We start from the raw sequence: 19,298 nt of genomic DNA on the forward strand, positions 1-19,298 counted from the left end.
CAAGAAAATTATCTATCTTTTATCTCTAGAAAAGGGAAAATCCCCTTATGCTTATGCATTAGGGGAAACTCCGGCTTGTAGCTTATACATTTGTTCGTAGCGACCTTGTAGCTGCAGCAACTCGTCATGTGTGCCACTCTCTACAATCTCACCCCGGTCTAGAACTAGAATACGGTCTGCATTTTTAATAGTAGAAAGTCTATGTGCAATGATGAAGGTTGTTCTACCTTTCTTTAATACATCCATCGCATGCTGGATAATTTCTTCTGTCTCGGTATCTATGTTAGATGTCGCTTCATCCAATATAAGAATGGCCGGGTCGAAGGCAAGCGCTCTTGCAAAGGATACTAGCTGTCTTTGACCAGAAGAGAGCGTGCTTCCCTTTTCAATTACTGGTTCATCTAATCCTTTTTCGAGGTTTTTTAGTACACGTTCTCCACCTACTGCTTCTAATGCGGCCTCTACTTTTTCTCGTGAAATTCTAGGATCATTTAAACTAACATTTGTTTCAATGGTTCCAGAGAAAAGATATGGATCCTGCAATACAATTCCCATATGATTACGAATGGTTTGCCTTGGAAGGGACGTGATATCTATTCCATCTATTAAAATCTTCCCCTTAGTTGGGTCATAGAATCGGAATAACAAGTTCATGATAGAGCTTTTCCCAGAGCCTGTATGCCCCACTAGGGCAACCGTTTCTCCTTTATTTGCAACAAAGTTTAAGCTCTTCAAGACAAAGTCATCACCTTTGTAGGCAAACGACACGTCTTTAAACTCCACGTTTCCTTCGTATCTTTCCATTCGTTTGTCTTCTACCTGTTCCCCTTTTTCATTCAACAATTCAAATACTCTACTTCCAGCTACCAATGAGCGTTCTAGCTGAGAGAACTGATTAACTATCCCCGTAATTGGATTGAACAATCTCGTCGTATAATCCACAAAGGCATAAAGCAATCCAGCAGAGATGATTGCTCCCGGCTCCATGGACTGACTACCAAACACTAAAATAAATAGAGCAAACATGATGGATCTTAGCACCTGTACTAAGTTAAAGGAGGTAGCAGAATCTAATTTTAAAAGCTTACGCTGATAACTGTAATGCTCTTCATTCATCTCCTCAAATTCTTGGTCCATTTGTTTTTCCCGTTTAAACGCTTGAATGATTGACATTCCTTGAATTGATTCATTTAACATGGCGTTCATATCTGCAATCTTTGTTCGCACAATATGATTATATTGAGATGCATATTTTCGATAAGCTAGCATCCATATATATACGATCGGAATGACGAATAAAGCGATTGCTGCCATTTTAACGTCTAAAATAAACATTGCTATATAGACCCCAGTAATAGAAATGATACTGGTTGCAAACTGTGAAAGTACTTGAACATATAGATTACGGATTGCTTCCGTATCATTTGTCACACGAGCAACTACCTTACCGGCAGGCAGGTTGTCAAAATACTGTATAGGCAAAGTTTGTATATGCTGAAAAACATCATTTCGGAGCTTCTGAACAACACGATTTGCTCCAACCTGTAGGTTTATAAACATAAAATATCTAAAAACCGCTGTTACAATACTTAGACCAAAGAATACTGCAAGGAGCATTAATATCGGCTCCAGATCAATGGCACCATCTGTAATGTGTTCATCAAGAATTTGTTTTGCGATAAATGGTCCTGTCAAATCGGCAATTACAGCAATCGTTAAAAAGATTAGACCAAGAATAATTGGCTTTTTATAAAATAACGCATAATGGTAGAGTCGTTTTCCAGTACTCATGACGACACCCCCTCAAGCTGTTGACGATCATATTGTTCCTTGTACCAGCCATTATGCTTTAGAAGTTCCTCATGCGTACCTTGTTCTACAATGATTCCTTCATCTAAAACGATGATTTGGTCGGCATGCTGAATGCCTGACAAGCGATGCGTCGTAATAATTGTTGTCTTCCCACTGCGTTCGTTTTGTATATTTTCGATAATTTTTGCCTCTGTTTTAGCATCTACCGCAGAAAGGGAGTCATCTAAAAGAAGAATTTCTGGATTTTTGATAAGCGCTCGAGCAATCGATACCCTTTGCTTCTGACCCCCAGATAGGGAAACCCCTTTCTCCCCTACTAACGTTTCTAATCCCATTGGTAGATTCATTAAATCCTGTTGAAAATGTGCTAAACGAAGTGCTTCCTCTAATTCTTCTTCTGTAGCATTTTCTTTTCCTAGAAGGATATTTTGGCGTATGGTTCTAGAAAACAACACATGATCCTGAGGCACATACCCAATCCATTCTAATACTTGATCCTTTGTTTGCTCTGATATTGGGATATCTCCAATCGTCAGTTGACCTGCTCCAATTGGATACTCCTTTAACAGTTGCTTAATAAAGGTCGTTTTTCCAGACCCAGTTTTACCTACAATGCCAAGCGTCTGCCCTTTTTGTAGGTTTACTCGGATATTTTCTAAATTTTTCACTTGTGATAAAGGATATTGAAATCCAACATCATCAAAACCGATGGACATTACATCCTTCAAATTCACTGGAGCAGTCGGGTCCTTCACATCTGCATCGTACTCAAGCGTTTCCTGTACACGGTCAAGCGAAGCATTCCCGCGTTGCATAACGTTGATCAGTTCCCCAATAGCGAACATTGGCCAAATAGCCATACCTAGATAAACGTTAAATGTAATTAGGTTTCCTACCGTCATCTCACCCTTAGAAACTAAAAAAGCTCCATAACCAAGTGCCACGACATAACTAATACCTGTTCCTATTTTTGTGATAGGACCAAACAAGGCGTCAATTCGTTCTACAACCATGTTTTTTTGATAAACCTCTTCACTCATATCTGCAAAGTTCTTCTCATCAGCACGTTCCTGAACGTACGCACGAATTACTCTTACACCAGCTATAGATTCTAAAACACGATCATTTAAATCCCCAAATGCATCTTGGGCTACCATATACTTTTCATGAATGATTTTACCTAAATATTGCATTATAATTGCGAGAACTGGTATAGGTAACAGTGCAAAAAAAGTAAGCTTCCATGAAATAAGAAAACCCATTGCCAGAATCAAGGCTAACATATACATAGTCGAATCTATTAAGGTCATAATCCCAAAGCCAGCAGTAGTTGCAACTGCATTCAAATCATTTGTTGCACGAGCCATTAAGTCACCAGTACGATTTTTCTCGTAAAAAGTCGGTGTCATACTTAAAAATTTTCGATTCAGCTTCGTGCGTAAAATGCGCTCAATAGAAATAGACCCACCAAATAATTGATATTGCCAAATAAAATTTAAAATATATCCCACTATAATAATTCCTACAAAATATAATACATACTCCATTAATAGGTCGCTATTCATATTTCCTAGCGTAATTGTATCGATTGCCCTTCCTACTAGCCATGGAGGAAAAATCTCAAATGCACTTGCAATAATTAGTACACCAACTGCAACAGTGTACCTTTTCCAATGATCCTTAAAAAACCACTTTAACTTAAATAATACTGAAAACATTCCATTGTCCCTCTTTTCTTTCCTTTACATTTACCAACTATCCGCCTTCAAGAGATTCCTTTATTAAAATTTGCTTAGCTCGTTGAATAATCATACCCAACTCTCCTCCTTTGTTTTTCCACCAAAATTTGGAAATAATAGAACGCAAAAAAGCGCATTACCCATGATACGGTAATGCACTTTAAAATAGACATAGTAATTCTTATGCTATTAAACAGTCATTTAGCGTCTAATGGTAGGTATGAACGAGCTATTAAATTATTTGCGATAACTTTAAAACGAATCATTATTCATACCTCCATTTCTAAATTATTTAGTGTCACTTAATATTATCTCAACAAAAGTTTAGTTGTCAATACATTTTGAAGAAATAGACAATTAAATTATTCCAAAAATTCGTGCTTTTACATTTAAGAACGAACAAATAGATGGAAATGAAGTTTAAATGCTCTTCACTCTAGTCGGACGCTTTTTCACGGGGGGAGTGATAAGCCATCACCCGCCGTATACGTGCGCAGTTATGACGTTAACATGTAGCTTTTCGAGTTTAAAACGTACATTACTATTTTAAAATTAAATTAAATGAAAAAGATAACCTAAAACTGCACTTAACAGTACAACCTTGTAAGGAGCCCATTTGAAAACAAATAATACCGTGAAAGTAATTAAAACGATGATGAAATCCGATGATTCTTTAACTGAACTTGTAAAAACTGGGTCATATAACGCGGCTAGAAGGATTCCTACTACACCTGCATTAACTCCCTTTAAGGCATTCTGAATCCCTTTTTTCGATCGTATAGCTGACCAAAATGGTAGTATTCCAATTACCATTAGAAATGAGGGCAAAAATATGGCAAAGGTAGCTACTAAAGCTCCTGGAATACCAGCTGTTGCATGACCTAAGAAGCTAGCTAACGTAAACAATGGACCTGGGACCGCTTGAGCAGCACCATACCCAGCTAAAAATACATCAGGGGAAAGTGCTACCTCTCGCTGAAGCATGGGCAGTACAACATGTCCTCCTCCAAAAACTAAAGAACCGACACGATAATAAATATCAAAAATTAAGTAGTAGGTTGAATTTATAAATGGCTTCAATAACGGTAAAAAAATAAGAAGTCCAAAAAACAAGATCCAAGCAATAATACTTGTTGTTTTTCCAAAAGGAAGCCTAATATTTGGAGCAGGTTCATTTTCATCTGAACGAAAATATATAAATCCAAACAATCCAGTTGCAATCAATATGCTAAACTGACCAGCTATTGATGGAATAAGCAACGTTAATATAGCACATGCTATTGCAATAGTAATTCTAATACGGTCTGGTGCTAGTGTCTTTTGCATCCCTAACAGAGCATGAGCAACAATGGCAACTGCAACGATTTTCAATCCCTGTAGCCACCCACTGTCAAATGAGTTGGTAGATATCAAAAACGCTGAAAACAATACAAGCAGTATAATGGAAGGAAGAGTAAACCCTAAAAATGATATGACCCCTCCAATTATTCCACCTCTTAGTATGCCGATGGCAATGCCCACTTGAGATGAGGCTGGTCCCGGTAGGAATTGACAAATTGCCACAATGTCAGCATATAACTTTTCGTCTAGCCATTTTCTTTTCTGCACATACTCTTCTCGGAAATAAGCCAAATGAGCAGCGGGTCCACCAAAAGAAGTTAACCCTAATTTCGTTGAAGCACTTGCTATTTCAATATATTTTTTCACTATTTTTCCATACCCCCTAGTTCATTAAAATTATCTAACAAATAGGAAAACTATATCTCAAGATTACAGGGGGAAATATGAAGTCGCAACCTAAAGAATAAAGATTTGTAATTTCTTTTTATATATTTTATTATTAAACCTAGAAACTATTTTTTTAGAAAACAGGAGGTGTACACTTTGTTCTACCCCCCATTTGGGTTAGGGACAAAGTAATTATTTGGACATAGCCATACGGTTGACAGCTTTTGCTGTCTTAATCGCTTTCACTGCATTTTTTGTTGCAAGTGAATTTGCAATAGTAAAAGTAAGAACAACAAGAATCGATCAGCTTTTAGCTGAAGGAAACAAAAAAGCTATTAATGCTAAGAAGGTTGTTTCCAATTTGGACGAATATCTATCTGCCTGTCAGTTAGGTATTACAATCACCGCTTTAGGATTAGGGTGGTTGGGAGAACCAACTATAGAAAGAATCTTACATCCAGCATTTGAGTATTTTGAGCTTCCAGAAAGTGTTTCTTCTTTACTTTCATTTATCATTGCGTTCTCATTAGTAACATATATACATGTAGTAGTTGGAGAATTAACCCCTAAAACATTTGCTATTCAACGATCTGAACAGATTACATTGGCAGTTGCTAAGCCACTAGTCATATTTGACAAAATTATGTATCCGGTAATCCATGGTATGAATGGATCGGCACGTTTCTTAGCGACCAAGGTGTTTGGATTAGAGCCTGTTTCAGAATCAGAAGTAGCCCATTCCGAGGAAGAATTAAGAATGATTCTTTCGGACAGTTTTAAGGGTGGAGAAATCAATCAAGCAGAGTATAAGTATGTAAACAAAATTTTCGAATTTGATGATCGTATCGCAAAAGAAATTATGGTTCCTAGAACTGAAATTACTTCCATCGATAAGGATTTAACCCTTAGTGAGGTTTTTGAGGTCGTAGGTGTCGAACAGTTTACAAGATATCCTGTAACTGATGGAGATAAAGACCATATTATAGGACTTGTTAATATGAAAAATCTTTTAACTGCCTTTATACGAGATCCTGCTAACGCCACTACTCCGGTAGCTAACTACATGCAGCCAATTATTCGAGTAATTGAAAACATGCCTATCGCTGATTTATTACTTAAAATTCAACGTGAACGTATTCACATGGCCATCTTAATGGATGAATACGGAGGAACTTCTGGTCTTGTCACGATTGAAGATATCATCGAGGAAATCGTAGGCGATATCCGCGACGAGTTTGACACAGATGAGCTGCCTGAGGTTCAAAAGGTTGCTGAAAACCATTATATTATTGACGCTAAGATGTTAATCGAAAGCTTAAATGACTTACTAAATATTAATATTGATGAAGAAGATATTGATACTATTGGTGGGTGGTTTATGACAAAAAGCTACGATGTGGTCAGTGGTGAAAAGCTCCTAGAACAAGGCTACGAATTTACTGTCAAAGAAATCGACGGTCATCACATTCAATATCTAGAAGTTGTCAAAGTTCCGGAAGATCAAGAGGATGAGGAACTAAAAGAATCCATAGATGAATAATTAATACATCATACTTAAAATAATGCATATAGAAACGGCTCTCTTTTTAGAGAGTCGTTCAGACTGTAGACAAACTCCAAAAAATATGGAGTTTGCCTACAGTCTTTTTTCTTTTTAAATAGAAGTAACGCGAGGAAGAGTTGATTTCCGCTACGAACGGACGCTTTCCGCGGGCACGGCTTCAGCCGCTTCCCTCGCTGCGCTCAGTCCAGGGTCTTCAGCTCGCGCTGTTCCCGCTGGAGACGCCGTTCTCCGCTCCAATCAAGGGGCCTCCTATAAAATGAATGAGGTGATGGATTTGATGACGAAAAATCAAACCAATGAACGCAGAGTAAGAATAAACTAAAGATGATTCTACGTCATATCTTGCAAGACTATTTGGATGTAGCTGAGGACTTACATCATAACTATGAAATGCAAGAAATTTACGGGAAGCGTAAAGAGACGATCGAGCGTGTCTTTGCCGATGCCAAAGAAAAGCATGGTATGCGATGGACAACCTTAAAGGGTCTTAAAAAATTGTCCGTGCAGGCGATGCTAACTTTTGCTGCCTTAAATCTTAAGAAGTTGGCCAGCTGGACCTGGAAAACGCCAAAAATGGCGTAAAACAAACAAAATCGAGAGCTAAATTAGCTCTTTTTTCAGAATGTAAACTGGGATAATAGCAAAAGGGTTGTCTTATCTTCTCTTTCAAAACATACTACGTTAAACTCACCAAATAATATCGAATTTTCAATCAAAAGTATTAGAATGACGCATTATTTATAGTGATACAATTCAATTACAAGAAATACCAGAACACACAAACTAAAATGAATTTTAGAGGAAGAGTGATTATTTTGGAAAGATATATTTGTAAGACATGCGGAGTTCAGTATGAAAATTCTTTTGGGAAACCAGAGGAATGTATAATTTGCGGTGAAGAAAGACAATTTATTAGTTCTAATGTCCAAAATTGGACCACATTAGAATCTATGATTAAAGAAGGCATATACAAAAATACTATTAATATCGAAGAAGAAGGACTATACAGCATAAACACTAGTCCCGTTTTGGAATTGGTCAAACAGCCTATTACATACAAGACAAGGATTTTAATTTATTGTGGGATTGTATTTCTTATATAGATGAAAAAACGATTAGCAAAATAGAAGATTTAGGTGGAATTCATGCAATTGTTTTATCTCATCCACACTACTACTCTAGTCAAGTAGAATGGGCTGAAGCCTTTAACGCTCCAATTTACATTCATGAAGACGATAAAGAATGGGTTATGAGACCAAGTGAGCGAATGGTTTTTTGGTCTGGTGAGTCACTTGAACTAAAAGAAGGAATCATCCTACATAGAATTGGTGGCCATTTTAAAGGTGGTACAGTTTTAGAATGGAAAAGTGGAGACAACCAAAGTGGGGTTTTAATGACTGGGGATATCATTCGTGTCGTAGCAGACCTTTCATGGGTCAGCTTTATGTACAGTTATCCAAAGTTTATCCCCCTTCCAGAAACTATTGTTGAAAGAATTTCAATTAGAGTAAAAGAATTGAAGTTTGCTCGGCTATACGATGCCTTTCATCGTGTCATTAAAGAAGAGGCCAAGCAAAATGTCCTAAGATCTGCCACCCGTTATATGGAAGCACTAAATGGAACCTTATTTAATACCTAGTGTGCAACTGAAATTAGACGTTTTTGCATAGGGCAGAAAAGTTTTTCTATCGAGCAATTGTATCGTAAGGAGGAAATATTATGAATCATGCCTTAGTAGTCGGTGGAACTGGGATGCTATCCAGAGTCTCCCTCTGGTTATTAAATCAGGGATATCATGTTTCAATTATCGCTAGAAATCCCAAACGCATGAAAGATCTAATAGAACAGACGGACTTAAATAATCATATAACCCCACTTCTTCTTGATTATAACAATTATGCTGAATTACAAAAGAAGGTGCATACAACAATTAATGAAAATGGTGGGATTGATATTGTGGTAGCTTGGATACACTCGACTGCTCCAGAGGCACTTAAAATAATTGCAGCGGAGGTTTCCATTAGTAAAATTAGGTGGGATTTATTTCATATTTTAGGGAGTAGCTCGGATTTAAAAAGGGTTAAACGAGAAGCTATACTGCCTAAAAATTGTTCCTATCATCAAGTTCAATTGGGATTTTTAATAGAAGGTACCCGCCCAAGGTGGTTAACACAGAAGGAAATTTCAGATGGAGTAATTGAAGCTATCAAGAAAAGAAAAAACATACTAACCATTGGTCAAATTGAATCACTGGAAAAGCACCTATAAAACATAAAAGTGAACATTCTGCAGCCTTGGAAGAAATGTACTAGGTTATCGTTTTGTTAAACAAATGGTTATGTTAAAGGCTATGGTTGGTTTTCTATGTGAAATGTTACACTTAAACTAACGCCGCAGGTTAGTTGAAGAATGTTGTTTAACTTGTAAGAAAATCTTTTGTTTAAAAAAACAGTTTTAAGAAGGTGAAAGGTCTTGGAAAGAAAAGTTGAATTAAAACACTTTTTACTAGGTGGGTATACAATTGGTTTTGTGGTAGGATGCTTAACATCTCTTCTGTCAAAGATTAGCACTACCGTTAATCTCAGTTTTTCCTTTGAAAGTATTTTTTGTATTGTAGTAGTTTTACCAATAATTTATTGGATGTATCGTTATTCAGGAATGGTTTTCGATGACCAAACAATGAAAATGAAGTTGTTATATGCTTTTATATTACTATTAGGTTTTTCTTTCGGAATATTCTTTTTTGAATTACTTTTAAGTTAATAATTTGTCTCTAATAATAGAGTATTGTAAAAGTGCTTTTAAACAGATAGAGCCCCTTTTTCTATTCAACTAACGAGGTGCTTTAATCAAAAATAATAATTAAGTAAAATGAGCCAGGAGAAAATATCCTAGCTCATTTATTATGTGTATTTAAAATCAACCTTTCCCTTTAACATAGCCAAATAAATTTATTGTTATTTTAAGGAGGAGTACGAAAATGAAAGTACTCCTTCTTCTATTTTTATAAAAATGTTAATGGATATCTATTGACCACTCGATTCCGTTAAACCATGCTTTACTGCGTATAGTGCAGCTTGAGTTCGATCCTGGACGTGTAGCTTACCGAATATATTCGAAATATGAGTTTTTACGGTCTTTTCTGTGACAAATAAAGACGATGCTATCTCTCTGTTACTTTTGCCTTTTGTAAGCTCTGACAGTACATCCTGCTCCCTAGGGGTTAATGGATATTCCTCATGTGGAAGCACTTCTTTCGGCTCGTTTTCTCTTTCCATCTGACTAGTTGCCTCAGGATGAATAGTGTTTTCTCCACGCATAATTTTTCTTATACAGTCGGCTAAGTCATCTGGCTCGATATCCTTTAGCTGATACCCTGCTGCTCCTGCCTTTAAAGCTGGGATGACATGATCCCGATCCGAGAAGCTTGTTAGCATCAGTATTTGTATATCAGGAAATTCTGCTTTTATTCTTTTGGTTGCTTGTATTCCATCCATCTCTGGCATAACTAAATCCATTAAAATAATGTCTGGCTTTAAAGCCTCAGTCAGTTCTACAGCTTCTTTTCCATTAGTTGCTTCTCCGACGATATCCATATCCTTCTGTGTTTTCAAAAAAAACATTAAACCTCTGCGAACAACATGGTGATCATCAGCTATTAATACTCTTATCATTCCAATCCCCCCTAGTAAGGTAATCTTACTAATATCTCTGTCCCTTTGTTGACTTCTGTCACCCAGTCCACTGTACCACCAATCGAGTTTGCCCGATCCTTCATGCTTTGCAGACCTATTGAAGGAAGTGATTTTAAATCCTTCATGTGAAAACCACAGCCCTCATCTTTTACAACTAAAAGCACATCGGTTGTTGTGACTGTCATATAAATTTCTGCCTTAACTACTCCAGAATGTTTGCGTATATTGTTTAGTGCCTCTTGCGTTATGCGGAACAAAGTCTCTTCTACCTTTGCCGGAAGTTGGATAACTCCTTTTACCTTTATGCTTAGGGATAATCCAAGAATATCTCCGTATCCCTTTAACCCTTCTATAATTCCAGTTTCTAGACCCTTAGGGCGCAGTTGCCAAATAAGTGCTCTCATCTCGGTTAGTGCTTCCTGAGTTAAATATTGAATCTCTTTAAAGGTATTCTTTACTTCGGCTTGGTCTGTCATTTCAACTCCACCACGAGCAGTCAAGGTCACTGAAAAAAGCAACTGATTTACAGAGTCATGTAAATCTCGAGCAAGTCTATTTCTTTCTTGAACAAGCGCCACCTGTTGCTCTTGCTTAGTCAATAATATTCTTTTAATCGCTGATCCAATTTGAAATGCAACAGATTCTAATAAGGCTAACTCACCTTCCTCAAAACGGACAGTATTCGCTGTAGCTACATTTAACAAACCAAAGCGTTCCTGCCCAGACTGTAAAGGTACTGTTGCATGATGTGTGATTCCCTCTTCATTTACATCTTTTTTATGAGCATTTTCTATTCGCTGACATTCTATTATGTTAGAAGCCTTTTGTAATTCTCCATTTCTATATCGAGACACGCACCAACAGCCACCCTTTTGCAGGTGTCGGCAATCATTTTTTTCAAGTGACTTGGGAAGGTTTTCATGCGCAATTAGCTCCTGCTTCCCTTTTTCATTAATGAAAAAAATCCATCCCGTCTCAAAAATAGTTCCCTCTAAAAGCTTACGAAGCGCTCCCTGTAGCATTTGTTCCATATCTGTTTCTTCGTTGATTAGCTCTGCTATTTCTTTCAATAGCTCTATATTGGAAAGTTCCTTCGATTGCATTATAACTCCTCCATCTAACCTACCTGTTATATTCATCTTATCATGTATAAGGTCTACATATAAATAACAGAAGCATCATACTTTTGACTGACAGTATAAAATTCGAACCCTACTTGTAATAAATAAAGCGCTATGTTAAAGAGTAGGGTTGGTTTTGCATTGTGAAATGTTACACTTAAACTAAAGTCGCAGATTAGGTGAAGAAGAAATTTTATAAACCTATTAGTATTGAAGCAAAATCGAAACTTCTCGATTGATGACAACGTCTTAGGATAAAATGGAAAATTTGTATAGATTTCAAATATGAATTGTTTTATGGAGAGGGTTTAAAAAATGAGTAAGATAATAAAACTTTTAATTATGTTTTTTGTAGTAACTATTTTGTCTGGCATAGTATTTATGTATCAGGAATTAAACCCAAAGTTAGGTAGTATACAAGTGGATGAGGATAATGAAGAAGGTATTTATGTTTCACCAGATGGAGAGAAAAGAATAACGGTTTATTTTAACGGAGGGCTAATATTCCATAACGATGTAACATATGTCGGTGTGCTTGAAGATAGTAAATCGGATTTGAAAAAGAACATTTTTTTAGTGGCTCCAAATGTTAAAGAAGTTCGATGGATAAATTATGGAACGATTGTTGTTAATGGTATAGAAATTGATATTGATGATACTTATGACTTTAGGAATGAATAAATTGTAGAAATATAATGTTCTTATTCAACTAACGGGTGCTTTACTTCAATTAGGAGTAGAGCCTTTTTACTAACGGGCAGGTCGGGTGAATAAGATAAGGGATAAGGATTAAATTTAAACAGTGTAAAGAGGGTGAAAAATGAAAAGACCTTTAGGAGTATTTTTTATTAGTTATTTTTACATTTTCGGTGCAGTTGTATTGATTTTCACAGCCGTATTTATTAATCCAGATGCAGAGGAATTTGGCATAGCAGATAGGTTTGGTTTACCAAACTTTCCAGAACAGCCATTTAGGATTATATTGGCAGTTGTTTCCCTTGTCATCATAAATGGTTATATGCGTTTAAAAAGATGGGGATTTTGGTTAATGATTTTATATTCATTTGGATTTGGTCTAATAAGCTATATTCTATTATTCTCAAATAATCAACAACCGTTTATTGGTAATTTTATTTGGTCAGTAATCGTCTTAATTTATACACTTTATGTTAGAAAGTCCTTTTTTCATGTAGAAAAGAGTTTTTAAGTCACTGAATATGCTTAACTGGTGAAAATCCATACCAATAATTCAGTACTTTGTGACGCATTGTACTTAAACTGACGGGTACTTTAGTAAAAAATAATATTAAATTAACATGGGCCGGGAGAAAATATTCTAGCTCATTTTTTTATGTGTATCTAAAATCAACCTTGACCTTTAACATAGCCTTAATAAAAAAAGTACTCAAGAGTTTCCTTGAATACGATTAAACTTTTATCATATTTAAAATTCATATAGTAAATCCTATTCTACACCTCTAGTGAATAGCTGATTTATAATTGAACATCAGATTTCATCTTTTTCTTTTTAATAATTCCAATACAACCAACTACGACCATTAGAAATGCAATTATTTCGAACAGGACGAATGCTCTTCCTGCCAATCCGCTTTCGAATATGTTCTCATACATAAATGCATACACAACAGTGAATATTGGTGCAAATATAACAGCTAAATAAATGCCCCATATTATTAAGTTAAATGTCCAAGATCGTTTAAAAGTAAGAATGAAAGTTAGTATCCCAAAAACTAGCACCAAAACGAACAAAGAAGTTAACATTTAAACAACACTCCTATAGCCAAATTTGACATTATACATAATAAGCCAAAACAAAATTTCAGCTAAACCGTCTTTGCACTTATATTATACCAATAATATACAATTATCACTTTAAATTACTGATTATAATATTACCTTAAATACAACTAAAATAATCCATAGACCATGCTCTTTTTAAATCCTTCTTTATATTATGAAAGACGCTGAAAAAATTTCAGCGCCTCTTCTCTATTCTAAATATTGATTTAAGTTTTCGGTAAAGGATTCTTTGATCGCTTCCAGCTTTTTCTGGCTTTCTTCTGCTGAATCACTTGTTACTCCAAAATAATATTTGATTTTTGGCTCTGTTCCACTAGGTCGTACACATACCCAAGAACCATCTGCCAAGAAGTATTTTAATACATTGGAAGATGGCAACAATATCTTCTCTTGCTCTCTGCCATCAGTAAATGTTCGTACAGATGATAAATAATCTTCCTGTGAAAGCACTTCGATACCTGCAACTTCTGTTATAGGATTCACTCTGATTTGCTCCAGCAGGTTAGCAATCGCCTTTGCTCCACTAACGCCTTTTTTCGTAACGGACACTAAGCCTTCTAGATAATAGCCATGTCTTTCATATAGACTGTTCAAGACATCTACTAATGTCAGCCCCTTCTGTTTATAGTAGGCAGCTGCTTCGACTAATGCCAAGACACTTTGAATTGCATCCTTATCTCTTGCAAAGTCCTTTACTAAATAGCCATAGCTTTCCTCATAACCAAAAAGAAACTCATATTCTTTTGTTTCCTCGTAGTGTTTAATTTTCTCCCCGATAAATTTAAAACCTGTTAGCACGTCCTCCGTACTTGCACCGTGGTATTCTGCTATTACTCTGCCTAAATCAGACGTGACAATTGTTTTAAACACTCGGCCTTTTGCTGGCATCGTCCCTTTTTCCTTACGCATCATCAATAGGTACTCTATTAAAATAGCCCCGGTTTGATTGCCAGTCAGGAGTTTATAGCCACTTTTTGTCTTAACTGCTGCTCCTACACGGTCACCATCTGGATCTACAGCTATTAAAATATCAGCTTCATGCTGCTCACCATATCGGATAGCATATTCAAAGGCACTTTTCTCCTCTGGGTTAGGAGACACAACCGTTGGAAAATCTCCATTTGGCTCCATTTGCTCGTCCACGAAAAAGATATGCTGATAGCCTGCTTCGGCCAAAATACGCTTTGTAGTTTTACCCGAAGCCCCATGTAATGGGGTAAATACTACCTTTAAATCTGTCTTTGATGCTAGTTTGGGATTTTCTTGTACCGTTTTTAACGCATCTATGTATGAGGAATCCATGCTCTCATCTAAATAAACGATTAGATCCTCATCAATTTCATTATTTTTAATAGATAGTGCGTCTCCCGCTTTTTTAACATATTCAATAACAGTATCTGCATCCTGTAAATTTAACTGGGCGCCGTCTTGCCCGTATACTTTATAACCATTGTATTCAGGTGGGTTATGACTAGCAGTAATAACAATCCCCATATATGCATTAAGCTTTCTCACTGAAAAAGAAAGCTGTGGAGTTGTTCTAGGCTCACGATAAATATAAGCCTTAATACCAGCAGCAGCTAGCGTGTTCGCTGCCTCTTGTGCAAACTCTGGAGAAAATCTTCGACTATCATAAGCAATAACTACACCACGATTCATTGCGTCCTTACCAGCAGCCTTGATATATTCTGCTAGACCCGTCGTTGCTTTGCGAACCGTATAATTGTTTATACGGTTCGTGCCAGCTCCTATTTCTCCTCGCATACCACCAGTTCCAAATTCCAAATCTCTGTAAAAGGCATCCTCTTGTCTTTTTTCATCTCTCGCTAAAAGCGCTAAGTCTTCCTTCCATACCGTTTCCATCTCATTTGTACTATTCCATTGTTCGAAGAGTTTTTTATAGGACATATATCTCTACTCCATCCATCATTTTTTATAATCTATACTGTATACATCATGTCGACGGTCTTTTAAATGCTTAACAGTACCATCTTGACGCTGTCTTCTTAAAATTTCTAAATCCACATCTCCGATTAATACCATTTCCACGTTAGGCTCTGTTTCTCCAACGATTCCGTCACGAGCAAATTCAAAATCAGAAGGGGCAAAGATTGCTGATTGAGCATACTGGATATCCATATTCTCAGTTTGAGGTAAATTCCCTACAGTCCCAGAGATTACCGTATAGATTTGATTTTCGACAGCGCGAGCCTGAGCACAATATCGAACTCTTAAATAGCCTTGGCGATCTTCGGTACAAAATGGAGTGAAAATAATATTTGCTCCCATATCTGTTGCAATTCTTGCAAGCTCTGGAAATTCGATGTCATAGCATATTTGGATGGCAATTTTCCCACAGTCTGTATCAAAAACTTTAACGGAATCTCCTGCACTGATCCCCCACCATTTTCTTTCATTAGGAGTTATATGAATTTTATATTGCTTATCAATAGATCCATCACGATGGAACAAGTAAGCAATATTATATATTTCCTCATTTTCTTCCTCTACGAAATGGGAACCCGCAATAATATTAATATTATATCGTACGGCTAGATCAGAGAATAGCTCCATATATTGAGGAGTGTACTCTGTTAGCTTACGTACAGCCTGGCTTGGAGATTGTTCATCTAAAAAGGACATAAGCTGTGTTGTAAAAATTTCTGGGAATACCACAAAGTCTGATTGAGCGTCTGAAGCAACGTCTACAAAGTACTCGCATTGGTTAGCAAATTCCTCAAAAGAATTAATCTTTCGCATCATATATTGAACTGCACAAATTCGTACCGGGTAGCTTGTTTTAAAGTGTCGCTTGGACAATGGAATATAATCGACGTTATTCCATTCCATTAATGTTGCATATTTTGCAGAGGCAACGTCATCTGGTAAATAATTTGGATTAATACGCATTAGCGTAAAGCCATTCATAAGCTGGAATGTTAGAACTGGATCATATATTTTATGTCGAGATACTGCAGTTACGTATTCACGTGGTGACATTTCATCGGCATGCTTGTGATAATTTGGTACACGTCCACCAATAATGATTGATTTTAAATTGAATTGGCGTGCAATGTCCTTTCTACCTTCGTAAAGTCTTTGTCCAACTTTCATTCGGCGATATTTAGGATGTACCATCACTTCAATCCCATATAGATTATATCCATCAGGATTATGATTGGTGATATACCCTTTATCAGTTACGTCAGACCAAGAATGGCGATCATCGTACTCATCAAAGTTAATAATAAGACTTGAACAGGAGCCAATTACCTTGCCGTCTAATTCGGCAACCAATTGTCCCTCTGGAAATATGGTCAAGTGACTTTTTAATTGTTCAACCTTCCAAGGATCCATACCTGGGAAACATAAACGTGAAATTTCTAAAATCGAATCTATATCTGAGAAAGTCATTTCTCTAATAATCATACTTTTTTCAAACTGTGATAAATCAAATTCTTCCGACATTATACCGCTCCTCTTTTTAGTACTAACTTTCATTATATAACTCTTTTGTTCACATATAAAATATTTTACATGCCCCCTTTTAACGCTTATAATTCTATTTGAGTTCAAAGCATTTTAAAGGAGCATAACTATGACTAAGAAAATCGAAAATATTATGTTATTCATGTGGTCCGTTGCATTTGCAGCGACTCTGGGTTCCTTGTATTTCTCTGAGATACGGCAATACGAGCCCTGCGAGTTATGCTGGTATCAGCGCATTCTCATGTATCCTCTTGTGATCATACTTGGGATAGCTATAGCACAAAAAAATGCAAAGATAGCTGTTACTACCCTCATATTTTCCACAATAGGACTATGCTTCTCTATTTATCATTATAGTCTACAAAAGCTGGCTTTTTTACAGGACGTAGCCCCTGCTTGCGGTAGAGTTCCTTGTACTGGTGAATATATAAATGTATTCGGATTTATCACTATCCCATTCTTAGCTTTAATAGCGTTTCTTTTAATCGCAATTAGTAGCTTAGTTATTTTGAAGAGTCTCAAGGAGGACAAGTAACATGAAGAAAGTTGCCATTATCGGCGGAGTAATAATATTAGTTTTTGTATTAATTTTTGTATTAAACAGTCAAAAAAATAAAAATGCTTTAGAGAATAATCCTTATGATACAGATAATCTAAAGCAATCCACTATTGACTTACTTGATGATCCAAATTACCAAAATATTATTTTACCAAAGGATCTAGATAATAAAATTAAAAAAGGGGAAACCTTTACCGTTTATTTCTTCAGTCCTGAATGCTCATATTGTAAGGAAATGACACCAAGACTAACGCCACTTGCCGAGGAAAACAATGTAGAGATTTTAAAATATAATGTTTTAGAGTATGAACAAGGGTGGGATGATTTCCAAATCGAAGGTACACCTACCTTAATTCATTTTGAAAATGGTAAAGAAGTGGCTCGTATGCATAATGCACAGCCAAATGAAAATATTCAAGCATTTTTTGATCAAGTTGTATTAAAATAAAGAAAAAGGGTCATGTCTCATTGACATGACCTTTTTTAAAGGAGAGAGATTATGCAACATATACTTACTTATACGATTCAAGAGGATGATCTGACAATCGATCAGCTGCTCCAAACTAAATGGAAGCTCGGCAAGAAACTTATACATGAGCTCCGAATGCAAAAAGCTGTGACCGATCAAGACGGGGAACTATTACAATGGAAATTACCACAGCAGAAGGGCAATGTTTTGACTTTCAAATGGGAAGGAGAATCCTCCAGCTATTTACCCTCTGACCGAATCCCTTTGTATATTGCCTATGAGGACGAGTATTTACTCATTGCCTCTAAGCCGCGAGGAGTAGCGACTCACCCGAACGAGCAAGGTCAAAACCATACATTGATGAATACAGTTACCCATTACTTGCAGAGCAAGGGACATTCCTACGGCGAGCATATTCACCGCATAGACGAAGGCACAAAAGGGCTGGTAGTAGTAGCGAAGAATCCAATCGTTAAAGGCATGCTAGACCGAATGATTGAGCAAAAAGAAATTGTCCGCACGTATGAAGCGATTGTAGAAGGTCAAATGAAGAGTAATCATGGTACCGTTCGTGCTGCTATTGGAAGCGACCGACACCATCCTACTAGAAGACGTGTATCTCCTTCTGGACAGTTGGCAATTACCCATTATGAGGTAGTCGGCCGACATGAACAATTTACAAAGGTTCATGCTATTTTAGAAACGGGTCGTACGCATCAAATTCGAGTACATTTAGCACATCTAGGTCACCCCATTGTTGGAGATGATTTATATGGTGCAAAAAGATCACCTACTAAAACATATGAATTACATGCCTTTAAAGTTCAATTCAAGCATCCGATTACTGGAGAAGTAATTATTGCTGAGGATAAGCGTTGAACGATTGTCCTTTTTGTCACCTCGACTTAATTGATAATCAAAAGGTTGTTCTTGAAAATGAAAATTGTATGTTTATTCAAGTACCACAGGAAATCCTTATAGGCTCTGGACTTATAATTCCACGGGCACATCGAGAAACAGTTTTTGAATTAACCGAACAGGAATGGACTGCAACGAAATATCTACTTAAAGAAGCAAAAGACTATATAGACAAGCTATACAATCCTGATGGCTACAACATTGGTTGGAATTGCAACTCAATTGGTGGTCAACATATTATGCACGCTCATTTACATATCATCCCTCGTTATGTAGATGAGCCATATGCTGGAAAAGGTATCCGCCATTGGCTAAAGAGTCCTGAAAATAAAAGAGCTCAAACTAAAAACATCGATTAAATCGATGTTTTTTTTGTCATAGAA

General features: G+C 36.6%; 16 protein-coding genes and 2 pseudogenes. 10 read left to right on the plus strand and 8 right to left on the minus strand.

Annotation, left to right across the window (positions count from 1 at the left end):
- Positions 1-51: 51 nt before the first annotated feature.
- The 3 genes from HF876_RS13745 to chrA form a co-directional block, all read right to left on the minus strand.
- Positions 52-1,791: an ABC transporter ATP-binding protein gene (locus HF876_RS13745; RefSeq protein WP_169360633.1), complete on the minus strand. Its 1,740-nt coding sequence runs from the start codon at positions 1,789-1,791 to the stop codon at positions 52-54.
- Positions 1,788-3,530, minus strand: coding sequence for an ABC transporter ATP-binding protein (locus HF876_RS13750; protein WP_169360634.1), 1,743 nt, complete (start codon positions 3,528-3,530; stop codon positions 1,788-1,790). Before HF876_RS13750 ends, HF876_RS13745 begins: the two co-directional genes overlap by 4 nt.
- 573 nt (positions 3,531-4,103) lie before the next feature.
- Positions 4,104-5,261, minus strand: a complete 1,158-nt coding sequence (chrA, locus tag HF876_RS13755; RefSeq protein ID WP_169360661.1) for a chromate efflux transporter — start codon at positions 5,259-5,261, stop codon at positions 4,104-4,106.
- Positions 5,262-5,475: 214 nt separating this feature from the next.
- Between chrA and HF876_RS13760 the strand changes: the two genes are divergently transcribed.
- The 4 genes and pseudogenes from HF876_RS13760 to HF876_RS13775 all read left to right on the plus strand — a co-directional run bounded on the left by HF876_RS13760 (position 5,476) and on the right by HF876_RS13775 (position 9,111).
- A complete protein-coding gene (locus tag HF876_RS13760; protein WP_205964111.1) occupies positions 5,476-6,819 on the plus strand; it encodes a hemolysin family protein in 1,344 nt (447 codons plus the stop codon).
- Positions 6,820-7,143: 324 nt separating this feature from the next.
- Positions 7,144-7,425 (plus strand): annotated as a pseudogene (locus HF876_RS13765) (transposase); the annotation flags it as partial.
- 233 nt (positions 7,426-7,658) lie between these two features.
- Positions 7,659-8,482 (plus strand): annotated as a pseudogene (locus HF876_RS13770) (MBL fold metallo-hydrolase).
- Positions 8,483-8,562: 80 nt separating this feature from the next.
- Positions 8,563-9,111 (plus strand): short-chain dehydrogenase, encoded by a 549-nt coding sequence (locus HF876_RS13775; protein ID WP_169360635.1) that lies wholly within the window; start codon positions 8,563-8,565, stop codon positions 9,109-9,111.
- Between the two features lie 758 nt (positions 9,112-9,869).
- Here HF876_RS13775 and HF876_RS13780 read toward each other — a convergent pair.
- Positions 9,870-10,517: a response regulator gene (locus HF876_RS13780; protein WP_169360636.1), complete on the minus strand. Its 648-nt coding sequence runs from the start codon at positions 10,515-10,517 to the stop codon at positions 9,870-9,872.
- A gap of 11 nt (positions 10,518-10,528) precedes the next feature.
- The gene (locus HF876_RS13785) at positions 10,529-11,641 is read right to left on the minus strand and encodes a GAF domain-containing sensor histidine kinase (RefSeq protein WP_169360637.1); all 1,113 of its coding nucleotides are present in this window, start codon (positions 11,639-11,641) and stop codon (positions 10,529-10,531) included.
- A 333-nt stretch (positions 11,642-11,974) separates the two neighbouring features.
- Here HF876_RS13785 and HF876_RS13790 point away from each other — a divergent pair, with 333 nt between their 5' ends.
- Positions 11,975-12,340 (plus strand): DUF5412 family protein, encoded by a 366-nt coding sequence (locus HF876_RS13790; protein WP_169360638.1) that lies wholly within the window; start codon positions 11,975-11,977, stop codon positions 12,338-12,340.
- A 139-nt stretch (positions 12,341-12,479) separates the two neighbouring features.
- Positions 12,480-12,866 carry a hypothetical protein gene (locus HF876_RS13795; protein WP_169360639.1) on the plus strand — a complete coding sequence of 129 codons (387 nt, stop codon included), beginning with the start codon at positions 12,480-12,482 and terminating at the stop codon, positions 12,864-12,866.
- Positions 12,867-13,153: 287 nt separating this feature from the next.
- Here the strand turns inward: HF876_RS13795 and HF876_RS13800 are convergent, their stop codons facing one another.
- From HF876_RS13800 to HF876_RS13810, 3 genes are all read right to left on the minus strand, one after another.
- Positions 13,154-13,441, minus strand: a complete 288-nt coding sequence (locus HF876_RS13800) for a hypothetical protein (RefSeq protein WP_169360640.1) — start codon at positions 13,439-13,441, stop codon at positions 13,154-13,156.
- 228 nt (positions 13,442-13,669) lie between these two features.
- Positions 13,670-15,388 (minus strand): phospho-sugar mutase, encoded by a 1,719-nt coding sequence (locus HF876_RS13805; protein ID WP_169360641.1) that lies wholly within the window; start codon positions 15,386-15,388, stop codon positions 13,670-13,672.
- An 18-nt stretch (positions 15,389-15,406) separates the two neighbouring features.
- Positions 15,407-16,948 carry a carbon-nitrogen hydrolase family protein gene (locus HF876_RS13810; protein WP_169360642.1) on the minus strand — a complete coding sequence of 514 codons (1,542 nt, stop codon included), beginning with the start codon at positions 16,946-16,948 and terminating at the stop codon, positions 15,407-15,409.
- Between the two features lie 130 nt (positions 16,949-17,078).
- Between HF876_RS13810 and HF876_RS13815 the strand changes: the two genes are divergently transcribed.
- From HF876_RS13815 to HF876_RS13830, 4 genes are read left to right on the plus strand one after another with little or no spacing between them, the layout of a single operon-like run.
- Positions 17,079-17,504, plus strand: coding sequence for a disulfide oxidoreductase (locus HF876_RS13815; protein WP_169360643.1), 426 nt, complete (start codon positions 17,079-17,081; stop codon positions 17,502-17,504).
- A gap of 1 nt (position 17,505) precedes the next feature.
- Complete coding sequence (locus HF876_RS13820) at positions 17,506-17,976, plus strand: thioredoxin family protein (RefSeq protein WP_169360644.1); 471 nt, start codon at positions 17,506-17,508, stop codon at positions 17,974-17,976.
- Between the two features lie 51 nt (positions 17,977-18,027).
- Positions 18,028-18,876 carry an RluA family pseudouridine synthase gene (locus HF876_RS13825; RefSeq protein ID WP_169360645.1) on the plus strand — a complete coding sequence of 283 codons (849 nt, stop codon included), beginning with the start codon at positions 18,028-18,030 and terminating at the stop codon, positions 18,874-18,876.
- The gene (locus HF876_RS13830; RefSeq protein WP_169360646.1) at positions 18,873-19,274 is read left to right on the plus strand and encodes an HIT family protein; all 402 of its coding nucleotides are present in this window, start codon (positions 18,873-18,875) and stop codon (positions 19,272-19,274) included. Before HF876_RS13825 ends, HF876_RS13830 begins: the two co-directional genes overlap by 4 nt.
- The last annotated feature ends 24 nt before the right edge of the window (positions 19,275-19,298 follow it).

Source organism: Psychrobacillus sp. BL-248-WT-3 (assembly GCF_012843435.1).
Classification (GTDB): Bacteria; Bacillota; Bacilli; order Bacillales_A; family Planococcaceae; genus Psychrobacillus.

What these genes read in the sequence shown, in the direction of transcription:
- HF876_RS13745 (WP_169360633.1), bottom strand. Translation starts at nt 1,791, where the DNA reads ATGAGTACTGGAAAACGACTCTACCATTATGCGTTATTTTATAAAAAG.
- HF876_RS13750 (WP_169360634.1), bottom strand. Translation starts at nt 3,530, where the DNA reads ATGTTTTCAGTATTATTTAAGTTAAAGTGGTTTTTTAAGGATCATTGG.
- HF876_RS13775 (WP_169360635.1), top strand. Translation starts at nt 8,563, where the DNA reads ATGAATCATGCCTTAGTAGTCGGTGGAACTGGGATGCTATCCAGAGTC.
- HF876_RS13780 (WP_169360636.1), bottom strand. Translation starts at nt 10,517, where the DNA reads ATGATAAGAGTATTAATAGCTGATGATCACCATGTTGTTCGCAGAGGT.
- HF876_RS13785 (WP_169360637.1), bottom strand. Translation starts at nt 11,641, where the DNA reads ATGCAATCGAAGGAACTTTCCAATATAGAGCTATTGAAAGAAATAGCA.
- HF876_RS13790 (WP_169360638.1), top strand. Translation starts at nt 11,975, where the DNA reads ATGAGTAAGATAATAAAACTTTTAATTATGTTTTTTGTAGTAACTATT.
- HF876_RS13795 (WP_169360639.1), top strand. Translation starts at nt 12,480, where the DNA reads ATGAAAAGACCTTTAGGAGTATTTTTTATTAGTTATTTTTACATTTTC.
- HF876_RS13800 (WP_169360640.1), bottom strand. Translation starts at nt 13,441, where the DNA reads ATGTTAACTTCTTTGTTCGTTTTGGTGCTAGTTTTTGGGATACTAACT.
- HF876_RS13805 (WP_169360641.1), bottom strand. Translation starts at nt 15,388, where the DNA reads ATGTCCTATAAAAAACTCTTCGAACAATGGAATAGTACAAATGAGATG.
- HF876_RS13810 (WP_169360642.1), bottom strand. Translation starts at nt 16,948, where the DNA reads ATGTCGGAAGAATTTGATTTATCACAGTTTGAAAAAAGTATGATTATT.
- HF876_RS13815 (WP_169360643.1), top strand. Translation starts at nt 17,079, where the DNA reads ATGACTAAGAAAATCGAAAATATTATGTTATTCATGTGGTCCGTTGCA.
- HF876_RS13820 (WP_169360644.1), top strand. Translation starts at nt 17,506, where the DNA reads ATGAAGAAAGTTGCCATTATCGGCGGAGTAATAATATTAGTTTTTGTA.
- HF876_RS13825 (WP_169360645.1), top strand. Translation starts at nt 18,028, where the DNA reads ATGCAACATATACTTACTTATACGATTCAAGAGGATGATCTGACAATC.